This is a genomic window from Streptomyces sp. NBC_00461, assembly GCF_036013935.1.
In the GTDB taxonomy this organism is placed as follows: domain Bacteria; phylum Actinomycetota; class Actinomycetes; order Streptomycetales; family Streptomycetaceae; genus Streptomyces.
The window spans coordinates 2,145,402-2,162,376 of the sequence record NZ_CP107902.1; the positions used below are offsets into that span (position 1 = coordinate 2,145,402).

Here is a 16,975-nt window from a genome sequence, read left to right on the forward strand (position 1 = left end):
CTTCCTTGGGATCGGGGTGTCATGCGGCCGCCTGGGAGGACAGCCGGGACAGGAACCGCAGCGCGGCCCGTGCCGTCGCGTCGTTCTGCCGGAAGGCGGGACCGCCGGTGCGCGGCCGGGTGAAGGCTCCGGGCGTGCGTCCGTCGGTGTAGGGCCCGAGCGCGAACCGCCGGGGATGCGGCAGGCCCGCCCGGTCGAGGATCCGCCCGTCGCCGGGGTCCACCCGGAGCAGCCCGTCGGGGGTCTCGGCGACGCCGTCGGCGTGCAGTTCGCGCAGCAGGGCGTCGCGGGCCCGTCCCACGGTGGGCTCGGGCAGTCGGGCCTCGACCAGCGTCCTCGCCTCGACGAAGAAGTCCGGCACGGTGGCGCTCGACGCCCGGAACACCCCGTCCTCGCCGCTGACAGTCATGCCGGCGCCCAGGAACTTCAGGACACCGGCGCGGGAGAGCGCCAGCATCTGCCGCAGTCGCGGCCCGGGCGGCCCGGAGGCCACATAGCTGAAGAAGCCGTGCCACCAGGGGCCGATGCCGCCGAGCCGGACCAGCTGGCCGTAGACCGAGAGCAGCGCGAGGAACACCGCCAGGTCCGGGCTGTACCGCGGATCATGACGTCTGCTCAGATCCCCCTCGACATAGCCGCGCAGTCCCTCCTGGAACTCCTCGAACGAGCCGTACCGCACCCCGTCCAGCGGGTGGTCGAGCGCGTCCAGGTCGAGCCGGTCGGCGGGGTCGGGCACGGCGGACGCCACGAGCGCCTCCCGCTCGGCGACGTCGGCCGCGGCCGCGTACTTCTCCTCGAAGACGCTCCAGGCGACGCTCGTCCGCTCCGGATGCACGGTGAACAGCCGGTGGTAGTGGGCGAACCCCAGCTCCTTCGCCACCAGCGGCCACACGTCCCGCCGGAAGTCGAACCCCTGGGGCCGCGCGAGCAGCTCGTCGACCTCGGCAGGCCCGAAGAACCGTGGCAGCGGCGGCCGTTCGCCGCTCCAGTCGTAGCCGATCTTCGAGTGGTACGGCACTCCGCGCCGCGAGCCCACGTACAGCACCGGTTCCTGCCCCGAGGGCACATACGTGTCGCCCTCGTACCGTCCGCCCCGCCCCTCGGTCAGCAGCACCATCAGGTCGACGAAGGCGAGTCCGAACCCGCGCACGAGGACGGGTTCGCCGGCCTTCAGCGCGGAGAGGTCGCTGTCGGCGGTGAAGTCGGGCGGGAGGTGCAGCAGACCGTGATCTCGGGAATACGTCGCCAACGCGCTCTGTTCGTCGTCGAGTTCGGCGTCCAGATGGCCGAGCGCGAGGACGACGAGGTCGGCGGGGAGCGGGCGCGGCCGTCCCTCCAGCCACACCTGCTGGCGGCCCTCGCGGGGGCCGCTGACCCGCAGGGCGCGCCGCGGATGGTGGTGGACGGTGACGTCCGGTGGCAGGGCGGCGACAGCGCGTTCGTGCACCCAGCGCAGATACGACCCCTGCAGCGGCCGGTCGGCGAAGACGCGGCCGTCGATGCCGGCCCACTCGTGCAGCGTGGGGCCCTCGCTCACCGGGCCCTCCATGGCCACCGTCTCGTCGGTGAACATGGTGATGTCCTCGGCGTGGGAGTTCATCCACAGCAGCGGTGACTGCGCGGCGCGCCAGATGCGTCCGGCGCCCGGCTGATGGGGGTCGACGAGGTGGATGTCGAGGCCCGAACCGCCGTACAGCTCGGGCGCGTTGGCGGCGATCCGCTCGATGAGACCGGTCCCCCGCGGACCGGCCCCGACGATCACCAGGGAAGGCCTCATCGCGCGCCTGCCGAACCGCGGGCGTAGTGCTTCTCCACGTAGTACTGGGCGAGGCCCAGTACCGAGGTGACGACGGTGTACCAGAGGGTGGCCACCATCAGCAACGGGATGACCTGGTAGGTGCGGTGGTAGATCAACTGGGCTGAGAACAGCAGGTCGTTGACCGCGATGACGCTGACGATGGACGTGCCCTTGAGGGCGCCGATCAGCATGTTCCCGGCGGGCGGCACGATGGAGCGCATCGCCTGCGGCAGCACGATCCGCCGCCAGCGCCGCCATCTGCTCAGCCCGAGCGCCTGGGCGGCCTCGATCTGCCCGCGGTCGACGGCCAGGATGCCGCCGCGCACCACTTCGGCGGCGTAGGCGGCCTCGTGCAGGGTCAACCCCACGATGGCGACCTCGACCGGCCCGAGCAGGTCGACCGTCCGCACCCCGAACAGCTCCGGGTAGAGGGCCCCGATGTTGAACCACAGCAGCAGCTGCACCAGGATCGGAATCGACCGGAACAGCCACACGTACCCCCAACTCACGCTCCTCAGAACGGGGTTGGCGGACAGGCGGAACGCGGCGAGCAGGGTGCCGAGGGCAAACCCGAGCACCATCACGACGGCGGTCAGCCACAGCGTGAGCCACAGCCCGCGCAGGACGGAGTCCGAGGTGAAGTAGTCGGCGACGACGTCCCACTGGAACGCCTTGTTGCGCAGGACGGAGTTGACGGCAAGGCCGAGGAGCGCCAGAACGACGACCGCGGCGGTCCACTGACCGAACCGGCGCTGCGGAACGATCCGCAGGGCCTCCGCGCGCTCCGGCAGGTCCGGGACGGCGGGAACTTTGGCGAGGGTGTCGGAAGACATGGGAAGGCTCCGTGGTGGGTCCCCCGCTCGGGCGAAGCCGAGAACGGAGGAGAGTCGAACACGGGTGGTGCCTTCACACGGATGCGGCCGAGCCCCTCAGCGGGGCCGCCTGTCGAGACTACGTGTGCGTTTCCCCTCACTGTCAAGGCTGTCCGAACTGTGAGCGGTACGTCTCAAGTCAGTTGACGCACAACCGGATGCCTGTTCCACTTGGCCCATGCATCCACAGCAGTGGCTGGTCAAGCGCTCCCACATCGACCTCGGTCGCGTGTGGTCCTCCTCCTGTTGAGCTGACCCCCTGCCCCGCCCTGAATTCTCGGGGCGCTCTTTTTGCGTTCTCCTCTCTCGCCTTCACACGCGCCCTCCCCTCACTCAGCGTTTCTCGCTCTCAGGAGACCGCCCAGCCATGCGCACACCCCTGCATGCCCGAAACAGACTCATCACCCCCTTTGCCCTGATCACCGCGGCGACACTGCTTCTCACGGCGTGCGGCTCGGGTGCGGACGGCACCACCGACGCCGTGGGCGCGGCGGACAAGTCCGACAAGGTCCCCACCACCGACGTCGTCTCCGCCGTCGGCAAGGACGAGAAGTCCGCCAGGCTGCTGCCTTCGGGCGTCAAGGGCCTGACGGTCGCCATCAGCGTCGGCGGCACCCCGCCCGGTACCACCTACCTGGCCGACGGCAAGACCCTCACCGGCCAGGACGTCGACTTCGCGAACGCCGTGGCCAAGGTGCTCGGCATCAGCCTCAAGACCGAGCAGGCAGGCTTCGAGGCGATCCTGCCGGCCCTCGACAGCGGCAAGTACGACTTCGGCGCCAGCAACTTCGGCGTCACGGACGAACGCCGCACAACGATCGACTTCGTCACCTACATCAACGACGGCCAGGGCTTCGCCACCCGCAAGGACAGCAAGCTGTCCAAGGTCACGGACCTCAGGCAGCTGTGCGGCCTGAACGTCGCGACCGGCGCGGGCACCACCTTCGAGGCCACGCTGGAGGAGAACAAGAAGGTCTGCACGGACGCCGGCAAAAAGGCCTACGCGGTACAGACCTACGGCGAACAGGGAGCCATCTGGTCCTCACTCCAGCAGGGCCGCAGCGATGTCGTGATGTCCACCATCAATGGCCTGCGTTACGCGGTGGCCCACCAGGAAGGCGTGAAGTTCCTCAACGAATACCACCGCCTCGATGTCGGTTTCGCCTTCAAGAAGAACACGAAACTCGCGCCCGCTTTCCAGTCGGCGGTGAACAAGCTGATAGCGGACGGTACTTACACCAAGATCCTCAAGAAGTGGGGCACTACGGGCTCGGCGATCGAGAAGTCCCGGATCTCCCCGCCGGAACTGAAAAACTGACCCGCCCCCGCTAACGCACCATCACCACGCCTCTCCTGGACGCACCCCGAACACCCAGGACCCGATCCATCAACGCCCCAAGAACATCCCGCACGGAGGACCGCTCCCGCGCATCGCACTCGAGTACCGGCACATCCTCACGCAGCCCCAACACCTCCCGGACCTCGTCGAGTTCGATGCGCTCGGCCCCGTCAAACAGATTCACGGCGAGCACGAAAGGCACACCCCGGGCTTCGAAGTAGTCAACAGCCGGAAAGCAGTCCTCGATCCGCCGGGTGTCCGCGAGGACCACCGTCCCCAGGGCCCCTTCCGCCAGCTCCTCCCACATGAAGGAGAACCGCCCCTGCCCGGGCGTGCCGAACAGATACAGCGCGATCGTCGGATCGAGAGTGATCCGCCCGAAGTCCAGCGCAACGGTCGTGGTCGTCTTCGACTCGACCCCTTCGAGCGAGTCCACACCCACGGAGACCTGCGTGATCGCAGCCTCCGTGTCCAGCGGCTCGATCTCCGAAATCGCCCCGATGAACGTGGTCTTGCCGACCCCGAGCCCCCCGCTCACCACGACCTTCACGGCGAGCGGGACGATCCTGTCAGAGCGCCCGGACATCATCCCCGATCCTTCCCGGCCCCTTCGAGCACGACTGTCGCTCCCCAACAGGCTTTACGTCCAAGGGCCGTTCACCGTTCACCGCCCACGCCCGGGAATCGCGCAACCGCCGGTTCAGCAGTCACACCCGCAGTCGCAGCAGTCGCACCCATCACAGCAGTCGCAGTCACAGCAGCTGCAGCACTCACAGCAATCGCCGCAGTCCGTGTCCTTGCAGAGCCCGTCCTTGCGCTCATGGCTCCACGGATCGTCGTACTCGCCGCAGCACATCTGGCACGTACAGGCGAGCCCCGCCCACACCGCACAGCCCGCCAGCAGCCCGCGCCTGTCGCGCCGAGGCGGCTGTGGGGGCAGGGGCGGGCCACCGGGACCGCCGGGCGGCGCGTACGACCCGGCCGGCGTCGGGGCCGACCCGTGCGCACAGGCCGCCGTTCCGAAGGCCCGGTCGACGGAGACGCGCAGCTCGTGCACGAGCAGCCGATGCGCCAGCTTGCCCTCCTCGAACTCCACCTCGTGCAGCGCGAGCCGTATCCCGTGCAGGGCGTCGTCGGCGAGCCGCCGGGCCTCGGCGAGCGAGGTCCCGGTCGCGGTGAGCGGGTTCCACGCACCCGACGCGGCGTCAGTTTCCTTGTCCTCCACGGCATCCAGCAGATGCGCGAGCCGACCGAACAGCCGCCCGGCCTCGGCGAGCGGCTCGGCGTTACCCGGCCGTCCCGCCAGGACCGCGGTGTACGCGAAGGCCGCAGCGGTGGCCGTCTCCGTCGGTTCGGTGACCGTCAGCACCGGCGTCCCGGGCCCGGCGAGCGCCTCGATGCCGAGCTGCCGCTCCACGGCGTCCACGAGAACCGCCGTGTCGAACCCGACCTCGGATCCCGTACGGGCCCCTGCCGCACCCCAGCTCGACGCCACCCGGCGTGCGGCGAGCGCGACCGGCCTGCGCGCCAGCAGCCCGTCCCCGTCGGCGACATGGTCCCTGACCTTGGCCGAGGCGAGCACCAGCGAGACGGCGGCCGCGAGCCGCGCTCCTTCTCCCTGTGCGACGGACGCGGTACGCATCCCGCGCAACGGACAGGGCCCGGCCGTACGCCGCCATTTCCCGGCCCGTTCCGCCTGAGCCTCCGTCAGAACCGATATGAGCAGTCCGTCGTAGTTGGTGACGACCCGCGCGAACTGCCCGTGGTCCTTGCGCAGCGCGAGACACAGCCCGCACAAGTGCGCCATCCACTGGGACTTGAGACGCTCACCGAGCCGATGGCTACAGGGCCTGACGATTCCGAACACGATGATCCCCCCGTGACGCATGTGACTTCTGATGCGGCGTTGAGCGGCGGCATCGTATCGACCACCCCGTTCACCCGTACGCCCCGCCCGTCACCCGTACGCCGTGAAGAATCATATTTCACTCACAGTCAGCATCGGCATACTGCAACGCCCTTGGGATACCCGGGCTCTCGACGGATTCGCTCTGCACCAGTACCGTCACAAACCCCCCGCGCGGCGTCTATCCACTTGGCGCGCCAACCGCATCATGGATGACCATAGGGGTGCGGAAAGCAGAAGGACCGCTGTGAGAGGAGGCGTCCATGGGATCGGTACGCAAGGCAAGTGCCTGGCTTGGCCTCGTCGACGACAACGATGACGAGCGTTACTACGACGACGACTACTCCGAAGGGACCGAGCAGCCCGGGGAGGCCTGGGTCACGGACCCGCGGGTCAAGGTGGCCTCGGAAGCCGCGGAGGAAAGGGACCGCCGCATCGGCACGGTGACCCCGGACAGCTTCCGGGACGCCCGCGCCATCGGCGAGCTGTTCCGCGAGGGCGTGCCGGTCATCGTGAACCTCACCGCCATGGAGGCGGGCGACGCCAAGCGCGTCGTCGACTTCGCGGCCGGGCTCATCTTCGGCCTGCGCGGTTCGATCGACCGCGTGTCCAACCGCGTTTTCCTGCTCACTCCGGCCGACACGGAGATCGTGAGCGGGGAACCGGCCGCGCGCCGTGCGGACGGTTTCTTCAACCAGAGCTGAGGCAGGGCCGCTCACCGGCCCTGCCCCCGCGCAGGGTTCACCGAAAGGCGTCGAGTCCGGTGAGCGCCTTGCCCAGTACGAGCTGGTGCATCTCGACGGTGCCTTCGTACGTCAGCACCGACTCGAGGTTGGTCGCATGCCGCATGACGGGGTATTCGAGCGAGATCCCGTTGGCGCCGAGGATCGTGCGTGACGTACGGCAGATCTCGATCGCCTCTCGTACGTTGTTGAGCTTGCCGAAGCTGACCTGCTCGGGACGCAGGCGGCCGGCGTCCATGCGCCGCCCCAGATGGTGGGCGAGCAGAATCCCCTTGTGCAGTTCGACCGCCATGTCGGCGAGTTTGGCCTGGGTGAGCTGGAACCCCCCGATGGGCCGCCCGAACTGCTCCCTCGACTTCGCGTAGTCGACGGCGGCCTCGAAACAGCTGCGTGCCGCGCCCATCGCTCCCCAGACGATGCCGTAACGGGCGTGCGAGAGACAGCTGAGAGGGCCCTTGAGGCCGACGACCTCGGGCAGGACGGCGTCGGCGGGCAGCCGCACGTCGTCGAGGACGAGTTCGCTCGTGACGCTGGCCCGCAGCGACCACTTGTGCTTGATCTCGGGCGCGGAGAACCCGGCGCTCCCGGTGGGCACGACGAACCCGCGGATCCCGTCGTCGGTCTGCGCCCAGACCACCGCGACCCCGGCGACGGAGCCGTTGGTGATCCACATCTTCCGTCCGTTGAGAATCCAGTCACCGCCGTCCCGCTTGGCGTACGTCCGCATCGCGGCGGGGTCGGAGCCGTGGTCGGGTTCGGTCAGCCCGAAGCAGCCGATGACCTCACCGGCGGCCATGCGCGGCAGCCAGGTCTGCTTCTGCTCCTCGCTCCCGAACCGGTGGATCGCGTACATCGCGAGCGATCCCTGCACCGAGACCAGGGACCGGATCCCGGAGTCGGCGGCCTCCAGCTCCAGGCAGGCGAGCCCGTACTGCACGGCGCTCGCCCCCGCGCACCCGTATCCGGTGAGCGACATGCCGAGGGCGCCGATGCCGCCGAGCTCACGGGCGAGTTCCCTGATCTGTGGCAGCTCCCCCTTCTCGTACCAGTCGGCCACGAACGGCAGCACACGGTCCGTGGCCCAGGCCCGCACCGTGTCGCGGACGGCCAGGTCCTCCGGTTCCAGCAGGTCGTCGATCCCGAGCGGGTCGGCGGGATCGAAGGGGGGCAACTTCGAGGACGCGGACATGGGACACCCTCCGACACACGACGAAAACTAGCACCGCTAGTTACGATTTCCGGGCCGACGCTACGGTGCCGCCTCCCGCACGTCCAGTGTCACGCCCCAAAGGGGCGCGGGGCGCGGGAGTCCGCGACTTCCCGAGGCGCGGGCAACTCCACCGGCGCCGCAGGCTCCCCGCACTGCATGACCCGCGGCAACCGCAACGCCCCTGAGGGGCGCGGGGAACTGCGCGACCAGCCACAATGGCGCCGCAGACAAGCGATGGCCCCGCGGCGGAGCCGCACATCGGTCAAGCCGAGACGCGGGAGTCCGCGACTTCCCGAGGCGCGGGCAACTCCACCGGCGCCGCAGGCTCCCCGCACTGCATGACCCGCGGCAACCGCAACGCCCCTGAGGGGCGCGGGGAACTGCGCGACCAGCCACAATGGCGCCGCAGACAAGCGATGGCCCCGCGGCGGAGCCGCACATCGGTCAGGCCGAGACGCGGGAGTCGGCTACTTCTCGGGGTGCCGGGAGGTCCACCGTTGCCGCTGCCGCAGGCTCGCCGCACTGCATGACCCGCGGCAACCGCAGCGCCATCACCGCACCGAGCAGCAGCAGTCCCGCGCTGACCAGCAGGGTCACATGCAGCCCGTGCACGAAGGAGTCCCGGGCCGCCCGTCGCAGCGCCACTCCGACGGGCCCGCCGAGCCGCGCGGCGACGTCGTACGCCTCGCCCAGCGAATGCCCCGCGGCCGAGGACGCCGACGCGGGGACGCCGGGCACCTTCGAGAGTCCGGGCGTGTAGGCCGCGTTCATGACGGTGCCCAGGAGGGCGATGCCCATGCCCGCCCCGAGCTGGTACGACGTCTCGCCGATCGCCGCCGCGCCACCCGCCTGAGCCGGCGGGGCCTCGCTCAGCATCGACTCGTACGCCCCGAAGAGCGTCGTCTCCAGGCCGAAGCCCAGCAGGAGGAACCCGGACAGCAGCAGGCCCGTGTTGTCGGTCGCGCCCATCGCCGTGAGCACCAGTACGGCCACGGCGGTGAGGCAGAACCCGAAGCAGACCATCCGGCGCGGGCCGAAACGGCGGAGCATGCGCGCCCCCGCCAGGCCCGCCGCCATCGCCGCGAACGTCAGCGGCAGCAGTCGCAGTCCCGTTTCCAGCGGTGACAGTTCCAGCACCAGCTGCAGATACTGCGCCGCGATCAGCTCAAGGCCCACCAGGGCGAGCATCGCGAGCACGATGCACCCCACGGCCGTGCTGAAGGCGGGCCGCGCGAACATTCCGAGGTCGACGAGCGGGTGCGTACGGCGCCGCTGCCGTCGTACGAAAAGGACCAGCAGCAGCGCGCCCACGGCCAGGGGCACCGCGGCGAGCACGCCCGGATCGCCGCCGCCGAGCTGCTTCACGCCCAGGACCACGCCGAACAGTCCGGCGGCGGCCATCAGCGCGCCGACGACGTCCCAGGGGCCGTCGCCCGCCCCCCGCGACTCGGGCAGCAGCAGCCGGCCCACCGGCAGGCTGACCAGCATCAGCGGGATGTTGACGAGGAAGACCGAGCCCCACCAGAAGTGCTCAAGGAGGAAGCCGCCGAGCAGCGGGCCGACCGCCGCGCCGACCGCGGCGACCGCGCTCCAGACGCCGATCGCGACCGCCCGCTCGCGCCGGTCCGGAAAGACCTGGCGGAGGATCGAGAGCGTCGCGGGCATGATCATCGCGCCGCCGACGCCGAGCAGCGCCCGCGCGAGGATCAGAACCAGCGGGTCGTGGGCGAGGGCCGCGAGACCGGAGGCGACGCCGAAGAGGCCGTAGCCGAGAAGGAGGATCCGTCTGCGGCCGACCCGGTCGCCGAGCGTGCCGAAGAGGATCAGCAGCGAGGCGCAGGCGAGGGGGTAGACGTCGACGATCCAGAGCAGCGATATCGCGCCGGGCTTGAGGTCCTCGGTGACGGCGGGCACCGCCACGTGCAGCACTGTCGCGTCGACCGCGACCAGCAGCAGGCTCGTGCAGAGGACGACGAGGACGACCCAGCGGTTTGCACCGGCCCCGGCCGCCCGACGGCGCAGCGCAGCGGCGGCCGTGGTCGTCCCGGACATGTACGTACCTCCCAGATGTTCCCTCGCGGTCGGCGGGCACACGGGGTGGGGACTCCCCGTGATCTCGGCCGGAGAGGAGCGGTGATCTCCGGCCCGCGCAACGAAGGCGAGTGACACGTCAGCCTACGCGAGTTCGCGCCAGGGTCACGTGGCGGACCTCTCAGACTTCGCACCCACCCGTGTGGCGTACGCCACTCCCCCTCCCCCTGGTCCACGCCCCGCCCGGCCCCCCGGTTCGGTGGGCCGTCGATAATCGAGCCCGTGACCGATCTTGCGACGCGCGTGACAGTCCCCGGCGACACGGCCCTGCGCAGAGCGGCCCCGGCCCTGCTCGGGTACGCGGCCGTGCGCGCCCTGGGTCTGCTCGCCCTGGTCCTGTGGAGCGGTGCGCGTGACAAGAGCGCGTACACACTGCTGACGGCCCGCTGGGACGCGTTGTGGTACACGCGGGTCGCCGAACTCGGCTACGGCTACGAGGTGCGCCTGCCGAACGGCGACGTGCACTCGAACCTGGCCTTCTTCCCGCTGCTGCCCTGGCTGGAGCGGCTGCTGCACGCCGTCACGCCCCTGTCGTACGCCGACGCCGGCTTCGTCGTCAGCCTGCTCGCCTCGCTCGCGGCGGCCTGGGGGATCTTCGCGGTCGCGGACCATGTGTACGGCCGCAGGGCCGGTGCATGCGCGGTGCTGCTGTGGGCGGTGCTGCCGGTCGGGATCGTGCAGTCGATGGCGTACAGCGAGTCGCTGTTCACGGCGCTCGCCGCCTGGTCGCTGTATGCCGTGCTGACCGGTCGCTGGCTGACGGCGGGCCTGCTGGCCGCGCTGGCGGGGCTGACCCGGCCGGTCGGGCTCGCCGTCGTCGCGGCCGTGTGGGTGGCCGCGGTCGCCTCGTTCGGGCGAGAACGCAGCACGGCGGACGGGCAGGTCGCTCGTCCGGGCGAACGCGCCCCAGCGCCGTCCGGAGACGGCCCCGCAGAGCGTGTGGCCGCGCTCGACGGCGCACGGGACGCTGCGCGCGCCCCCAGTGTCGTACGACGCGCCCTGGCCATGCTGCTGGCCCCGCTCGGCGCCGCCGGCTACGTCCTGTGGGTCGGCCATCACACCGGCAAGGGCCCGCTGGGCTATCTGGACGTCCAGGCGGGCTGGCGCAACGGCTTCGACGGCGGGGCCGCCTTCGCCCGCTTCGTCGCCGACAAGTTCACGTCGTTCCCGTCGGCCCTGGCGGGCGTCGGACTGATCGTCGGGGTCGGACTGGTGGTCTGGCTGTACGTCGTCTGCGTACGGCAGCGTCAGCCGCTTGCGCTGCTGGTGTACGCGGGCGTGGTCACCGCGCTCGCCCTGTGCGCGTCGAGCTACTTCGGCTCGAAACCGCGCCTGCTGCTGCCCGCCTTCCCGCTGCTGCTGCCCCTCGCCATGGCCCTGGCGCGGCTGCGTATCCCCAGGTCGGCGCTGGTGGTCGGCGGTGTCGCGGTGGCATCGGCCGTGTACGGAGCGTTCTGGCTGAACGGCTCCGGTCCACCGTGATCCGCCCGCCGGACCCGGTGAGCGTCCGGAAAAATCCGCCCCAGCATTCGGTGAACGAATTCATAAGTCCCATTAAACTGATTCGCAGAATGATCAAAGGAATTGAAGGGAAGCATCGTCCGGCATTGCGGATTCCTTGGAAATAAACGACCTCCTGAGAGGAATCCCACATCACATCGTCATCACAAAGCAGCTGATTCGACGGAGAACTGAGCCCCCTCGCTGTAACGTCGATTGGGTGCGTACCGAACGAAACCTCACCCGTCTGGACCGGGTGTTCGCGAGGCTGGACCGGGAGCCTGAACGGCCAGCCCACATCGATGTGCCGAAGATGAGCAGGCACAGGGTCGCCTTGCTGACCGGGACCCTGGCCTTCTATCTGGCGATCGTGTGGGCCGTGGTGACCACCTCCTGGCTGGTCCGCCTGGACTGGCAGGTCATGTTCTTCCGGCCGTACCAGCAGTGGCAGGGCATCCACTGGTTCGTCGACTACTACGTGGTTCTCGGCCAGCGCGGCCCGACCGCGGTGATGGTCGCGGCCTGGCTGGGCTGGCGCTCCTGGCGGCAGCACACACTGCGCCCGCTGCTGACGCTGGGCGCCTCGCTGCTGCTGCTGAACATCACGGTCGGCGCCGCCAAACTCGGCATGGGCCGTCTGGGACCGCACTACGCGACCACGATCGGCTCGAACGAGATGGGTCTCGGCGGCGATATATTTCCCAGCGGCCACACCGCGAACGCCGTGGTGACCTGGGGAATCCTGGCCTATCTGGCCTCCACACCACGAGCCCGCCGCTGGCTGTCCGCCGTGTCCGCGGTGACCTCGCTGGGCGTCGGGATGGCCACTGTCTACCTCGGTACGCACTGGCTGAGCGACGTGCTCCTCGGCTGGGCCGCCGGCCTGCTGATCCTGCTGGCCCTTCCGTGGTGCGAGCCGCTGATCGCCAGGGCCGAGGTCGCGATCTTCGACCTGCGCGACCGCTGGCGCGCCCGCGGTGGCGCCCCGGCACCGGCCGCTCCGGTCGGCTCCCCGGTGCTGCTCAAGCGGCGGCCGGCCGCGCAGGAGGACGTCGCGGCGCGCGAGTCGGTCTCCTCCTCGCCCCGCTCGGCCCGGGCGCCCGCCTACCTGGCCCCGGGCCCGCACACGGCCCGCTCGGAGCGCACCCCGGTCACTCCGGTCGGCAGCCGCCGCCCACCGCACTCGGACCGCATGCCACGCGGCGCTACGGCCTCCACGGCCCGCCCGCTCACAGGCGGCTGACCCCACAGGACAGCCTCCAGGACAGCGGGGTCCGGTACGCACAGCCAAGCCCCGCACACGAAGGCCCCGGTTCCCGTCCAGGAACCGGGGCCTTCGTCGTGCACGGGCCGGCTCAGCCCTTCCAGGCCCGGGCCACCGTGCCGTCCTTGACCTCGAAGTTCAGCCGCCCGACGCGGTACTCCATGGTGATGATCGCGCCCGGTGGCAGTGAGCGCACCGTGGGCCAGCCCTTCTCGCGCGCGAGCCGCTCGGCCCTGGCCGCTTCGAGGCCGACGTACCCGTCCGGACTGTCCTGGGGCTCCGCTTGAGGAGTGGGAATCGGTGCCATGCCGCCACGCTAGGCCTTCCCCGGCGACCGGGGAAGGCCGGCCCGGTCCCAGGGGTCACGGGTCCCCCTCCGGTCACACTTCTGTCACAGGACCACGACAGGTGTTTCGGCTCGACTCACTCACACGTACGAGCGGATCCGTACGCCTTACGCAGGCAATCGAACGTAATTCCCGCGTGTCGCGACGGCTTGTCGAATAGCCGGACGGAAAGTGCCTGGAGTACCGCCACCGGGGGCACTCCCGGATTCGATTTCCCTCCGATTCCGGGCGGGTTCGCGGGAGCTGACACCGCATAGGAAATGCACGGTTCCAGCACACAACCCCCGCACACCCCCTGTCGGAGCGCGCGGCGACGCGAGCATCATGACGTGAGCTCGTGGGTACGCGTGCGCGGGCTTCGGCGGACCCGGGGCGCGACGAGCGAAGGGGCGAGCGAGCGATGGGGACCCACACGGCGCAGACGGCGGCGCGGCCCGTGCCGACCGATCAGGGGCGGGTGATCGTCGACTGGCTCACGACCACCGACCACAAGAAGATCGGGCACCTGTACCTGATCACGTCGTTCGTCTTCTTCCTGATCGGCGGGGTCATGGCGCTGCTGATGCGCGCCGAACTCGCCCGGCCGGGGCTGCAGATCATGGACAACAACCAGTTCAACCAGCTTTTCACCATGCACGGCACGGTCATGCTGCTGCTGTTCGCGACGCCGATGTTCGCGGGCTTCGCCAACGAGTTGATGCCCCTGCAGATCGGCTCCCCCGATGTCGCCTTCCCGCGCCTGAACATGCTGTCCTACTGGTTCTTCCTGTTCGGCGGCCTGATCGTGCTCGGCTCGCTGATCGTGCCCGGCGGCCCCGCCGCCTTCGGCTGGTTCGCCTACGCGCCGCTCAACAGCGAGGTGCGCTCACCCGGGGTCGGACCCGACCTGTGGATCATGGGGCTCGCGCTGGCCGGTTTCGGCACCATCCTCGGCGCGGTCAACTTCATCACCACCATCATCGGGATGCGCGCCCCCGGCATGACGATGTTCCGGATGTCGATCTTCACCTGGAACACGCTGTTCACGTCGATCCTGATCCTGATGGCGTTCCCGGTGCTCGCGGCGGCGCTGCTGTGTCTGGAGGCGGACCGGCGGTTCGGGGCGCAGGTCTTCGACGCGGCCAACGGCGGGGCGCTGCTGTGGCAGCACCTGTTCTGGTTCTTCGGCCATCCCGAGGTGTACATCATCGCGCTGCCGTTCTTCGGCATCATCTCGGAGATCATCCCGGTCTTCAGCCGCAAGCCGATCTTCGGCTATCTGACGCTGGTCGGCGCGACGATGGCGATCACCGGGCTGTCGGTGGTGGTGTGGGCGCACCACATGTTCGTCACCGGGGCGGTGCTGCTGCCGTTCTTCGCCTTCATGACGTTCCTCATCGCCGTGCCCACCGGTGTGAAGTTCTTCAACTGGATCGGCACGATGATCAAGGGCTCACTGTCCTTCGAGACGCCGATGCTGTGGGCGACGGGCTTCCTGGTGACGTTCCTGTTCGGCGGTCTGACCGGGGTGATCCTGGCGTCGCCGCCGCTGGACTTCCACGTCTCGGACACCTACTTCGTCGTGGCGCACTTCCACTACGTCGTGTTCGGCACCGTGGTCTTCGCGATCTTCGGAGGGTTCTACTTCTGGTGGCCCAAGTTCACCGGCAAAATGCTCGACGAGCGGCTGGGGAAGATCCACTTCTGGACGCTGTTCGTCGGCTTCCACACCACGTTCCTGGTGCAGCACTGGCTGGGCGCGGAGGGCATGCCGCGCCGGTACGCCGACTACCTCGCGGCGGACGGGTTCACGGCCCTCAACACGATCTCGACGATCGGCGCGTTCCTGCTCGGCACGTCGACGCTGCCGTTCCTCTACAACGTCTGGAAGACCGCCAAGTACGGCGAGAAGGTCGAGGTCGACGACCCCTGGGGCTACGGCCGCTCCCTGGAGTGGGCGACCTCCTGCCCGCCGCCGCGGCACAACTTCACGACGCTGCCCGTGATCCGCTCCGAGTCCCCGGCGTTCGACCTGCACCATCCCGAGTTCGCGGCGAGTCGTGAGGAGCCTCGCGGAGAAGAGCGCGAGACAGCCGGTCCCGAGCGGTCCTGATCGCCTCGGTGAGGTCGGCGGGCTCCAGCACCTCGAACTCGAAGCCCATCAGCATCACGTGAATCACCATCACGTCGAGGCTCGCGGCCCCGGTGTGCAGGATGCAGCTGTCCGGGCTCTCCGCCTCCAGTCGGCCGGCCGAGGGCGAGACGCGCTCCCTGGCCTCCTCCAGTGGTACGAGCAGCCGGACGACGGCGTGCGAGGCGTACGCGCGCGTGGAGACGCCCTTCGAGACATAGGCGGCGAGATCCTCGGCGGGCGGGGTGCGCGGGGCGAAGCGCGGGCCGTGCGGCGGCTTGGGCGTGATGCGGTCGACGCGGAACGTACGCCAGTCGTCGCGGTCCAGGTCCCAGGCGACCAGGTACCAGCGGCGCTCGGTGCACACCAGGCGGTGCGGTTCGACGGTACGGCGGGTGGAGACGTCGTCGTGGCTGCGGTACTCGAAGCGCAGGCGCTCGGAGTCCCGGCAGAGGTTGGCCACCTCGGTGAGGACGGCCGGGTCGACGGCGTCGGGCTGGGGGCCGCGCAGCATCGGCACGGTGAAGGCGTTGAGGGCGCCGACACGACGGCGCAGCCGGCCGGGCAGCACCTGCTCCAGCTTGGCGAGCGCCCGTACGGAGGTCTCGCCGATGCCCTCGATGCCCTGTCCGGCGGCCGTTCGCAGCCCGACGGCGACGGCGACCGCCTCGTCGTCGTCCAGCAGCAGCGGCGGCAGCTCGGCACCCGCGCCCAGCTGATAGCCGCCGCCGGTGCCGGGGCTGGCGTTGACGGGGTAGCCCAGCTCACGCAGCCGGTCGACGTCCCGGCGCACGGTGCGCGGGGTGACGCCGAGACGGCCGGCGAGGTCGGCGCCCGACCACTCGCGATGGGCCTGGAGGAGCGAGAGCAGGCGCAGCAGTCGTGCCGAGGTCTCCAACATGCCGCCGAGTCTGCCAGGGATTGCGGACAGCAACGGTCCTCAAGGGTGCCCGGTGTTGGGCACCGCGGTGACGGACACGGACAGGTCGTTGTCCCGCGTGTAGTACGGCCCGGCCTCCACCGGCCCGTACGACGCGTCCACGCGCACGCGTGGACAGGTGAACACGGGCTTCTTGTCGGCCACGTCGTCGAGCAGCCGGGCGATGCGCACGGCCGGTCCCGTCTCCCCCGCGGGCCGCAGCCACAGGTCCCACACGCCCGGCTCCAGGGCGCCGTACACCACCTTGAAGCGGAACTCGGCCCGGTCGGTGAGGACTTCGCTCCGCCGTGCCGGGACGGATGCGTGGCGGCCGCGGACCTCGGCGTACGCGCGAGGGCCGAGCCCGATGCCGTAGACGCGCCCGGTCACGGTCAACACGCCCTGTCCGATACGGAGTTCGCTCACCTCAGCGTGCGGGGCGCGCAGCCAGCTGCGGACGGAGAGATTGCCCTGCCGGGTCGCGTACGGGATACGGACGGCGACATGGCCGCGGGAGCCACTGGGGGTGCGCGCGGCGAGCGAGCGCAGGTCGGTGGCGCCGGGCACGAGGCGGCGCGGCTCTTCGGCGTCCACGCGCGCGTAGGCGTCCCAACGGCCCTCGGGGAGGGCGACGATGCTGGGCAGCGCGGCACGCAGCCGGCCGTCCGCGGCCGGGGTCAGCGGCAGGCAGACCTCGTCGTGTCCCGAGCGACGGCGCAGGACCAGGAGGGCGGCGCCGCTGTCGCAGGCCGCGGCGACGTCGAACGTCAGCCCGCCCGCCGAGTCGGCGATGCAGTCGGCGCGCAGCGGTGTGGACTGCGGAGCCAACGTCGTCATGCGGCACGGATCCCTTCTCGGTTCCCTTCCCGGTCTGTC

Annotated in this window: 13 protein-coding genes and 1 pseudogene; 5 read left to right on the forward strand and 9 right to left on the reverse strand. The window is 70.1% G+C overall.

Annotation, left to right across the window (positions count from 1 at the left end):
• Positions 1 to 19 precede the first annotated feature (19 nt).
• Positions 20 to 1,777 (reverse strand): FAD/NAD(P)-binding protein, encoded by a 1,758-nt coding sequence (locus OG870_RS10250; RefSeq protein ID WP_266841281.1) that lies wholly within the window; start codon positions 1,775 to 1,777, stop codon positions 20 to 22.
• The gene (locus OG870_RS10255) at positions 1,774 to 2,631 is read right to left on the reverse strand and encodes an amino acid ABC transporter permease (protein ID WP_266511598.1); all 858 of its coding nucleotides are present in this window, start codon (positions 2,629 to 2,631) and stop codon (positions 1,774 to 1,776) included. The genes OG870_RS10250 and OG870_RS10255 overlap by 4 nt, the downstream gene beginning before the upstream one ends.
• Before the next feature lie 406 nt (positions 2,632 to 3,037).
• On the opposite strand from OG870_RS10255, the gene OG870_RS10260 reads away from it, so the two are divergent.
• Positions 3,038 to 3,988 carry an ABC transporter substrate-binding protein gene (locus OG870_RS10260; RefSeq protein ID WP_327690819.1) on the forward strand — a complete coding sequence of 317 codons (951 nt, stop codon included), beginning with the start codon at positions 3,038 to 3,040 and terminating at the stop codon, positions 3,986 to 3,988.
• Between the two features lie 10 nt (positions 3,989 to 3,998).
• On the opposite strand, the gene OG870_RS10265 is transcribed toward OG870_RS10260, so the two are convergent.
• On the reverse strand, positions 3,999 to 4,595 hold the full coding sequence (locus OG870_RS10265) for a GTP-binding protein (RefSeq protein WP_266842218.1): 597 nt from the start codon (positions 4,593 to 4,595) through the stop codon (positions 3,999 to 4,001).
• A gap of 114 nt (positions 4,596 to 4,709) precedes the next feature.
• A complete protein-coding gene (locus tag OG870_RS10270) occupies positions 4,710 to 5,876 on the reverse strand; it encodes a DUF5685 family protein (RefSeq protein ID WP_266511603.1) in 1,167 nt (388 codons plus the stop codon).
• Positions 5,877 to 6,178: 302 nt separating this feature from the next.
• On the opposite strand from OG870_RS10270, the gene OG870_RS10275 reads away from it, so the two are divergent.
• Positions 6,179 to 6,619 (forward strand): cell division protein SepF, encoded by a 441-nt coding sequence (locus tag OG870_RS10275; protein WP_266511606.1) that lies wholly within the window; start codon positions 6,179 to 6,181, stop codon positions 6,617 to 6,619.
• Between the two features lie 37 nt (positions 6,620 to 6,656).
• Here the strand turns inward: OG870_RS10275 and OG870_RS10280 are convergent, their stop codons facing one another.
• Both OG870_RS10280 and OG870_RS10285 read right to left on the reverse strand, forming a co-directional pair.
• Positions 6,657 to 7,847, reverse strand: coding sequence for an acyl-CoA dehydrogenase family protein (locus OG870_RS10280; RefSeq protein WP_266585685.1), 1,191 nt, complete (start codon positions 7,845 to 7,847; stop codon positions 6,657 to 6,659).
• A 465-nt stretch (positions 7,848 to 8,312) separates the two neighbouring features.
• A complete protein-coding gene (locus OG870_RS10285; RefSeq protein WP_266511612.1) occupies positions 8,313 to 9,920 on the reverse strand; it encodes an MFS transporter in 1,608 nt (535 codons plus the stop codon).
• Between the two features lie 261 nt (positions 9,921 to 10,181).
• Between OG870_RS10285 and OG870_RS10290 the strand changes: the two genes are divergently transcribed.
• Positions 10,182 to 11,441: a glycosyltransferase family 39 protein gene (locus OG870_RS10290; RefSeq protein ID WP_266585683.1), complete on the forward strand. Its 1,260-nt coding sequence runs from the start codon at positions 10,182 to 10,184 to the stop codon at positions 11,439 to 11,441.
• A gap of 238 nt (positions 11,442 to 11,679) precedes the next feature.
• Positions 11,680 to 12,702, forward strand: a complete 1,023-nt coding sequence (locus tag OG870_RS10295) for a phosphatase PAP2 family protein (RefSeq protein WP_266511617.1) — start codon at positions 11,680 to 11,682, stop codon at positions 12,700 to 12,702.
• 112 nt (positions 12,703 to 12,814) lie between these two features.
• On the opposite strand, the gene OG870_RS10300 is transcribed toward OG870_RS10295, so the two are convergent.
• The gene (locus OG870_RS10300; RefSeq protein ID WP_266511620.1) at positions 12,815 to 13,030 is read right to left on the reverse strand and encodes an I78 family peptidase inhibitor; all 216 of its coding nucleotides are present in this window, start codon (positions 13,028 to 13,030) and stop codon (positions 12,815 to 12,817) included.
• 440 nt (positions 13,031 to 13,470) lie between these two features.
• On the opposite strand from OG870_RS10300, the pseudogene ctaD reads away from it, so the two are divergent.
• Positions 13,471 to 15,039 (forward strand): annotated as a pseudogene (ctaD, locus tag OG870_RS10305) (aa3-type cytochrome oxidase subunit I); the annotation flags it as partial.
• Here the strand turns inward: ctaD and OG870_RS10310 are convergent.
• Positions 15,038 to 16,081 carry a helix-turn-helix transcriptional regulator gene (locus OG870_RS10310; protein ID WP_266923576.1) on the reverse strand — a complete coding sequence of 348 codons (1,044 nt, stop codon included), beginning with the start codon at positions 16,079 to 16,081 and terminating at the stop codon, positions 15,038 to 15,040. The pseudogene ctaD and the gene OG870_RS10310 overlap by 2 nt on opposite strands.
• A 39-nt stretch (positions 16,082 to 16,120) precedes the next feature.
• Complete coding sequence (locus OG870_RS10315; protein WP_266511624.1) at positions 16,121 to 16,936, reverse strand: hypothetical protein; 816 nt, start codon at positions 16,934 to 16,936, stop codon at positions 16,121 to 16,123.
• Between the last annotated feature and the right edge of the window lie 39 nt (positions 16,937 to 16,975).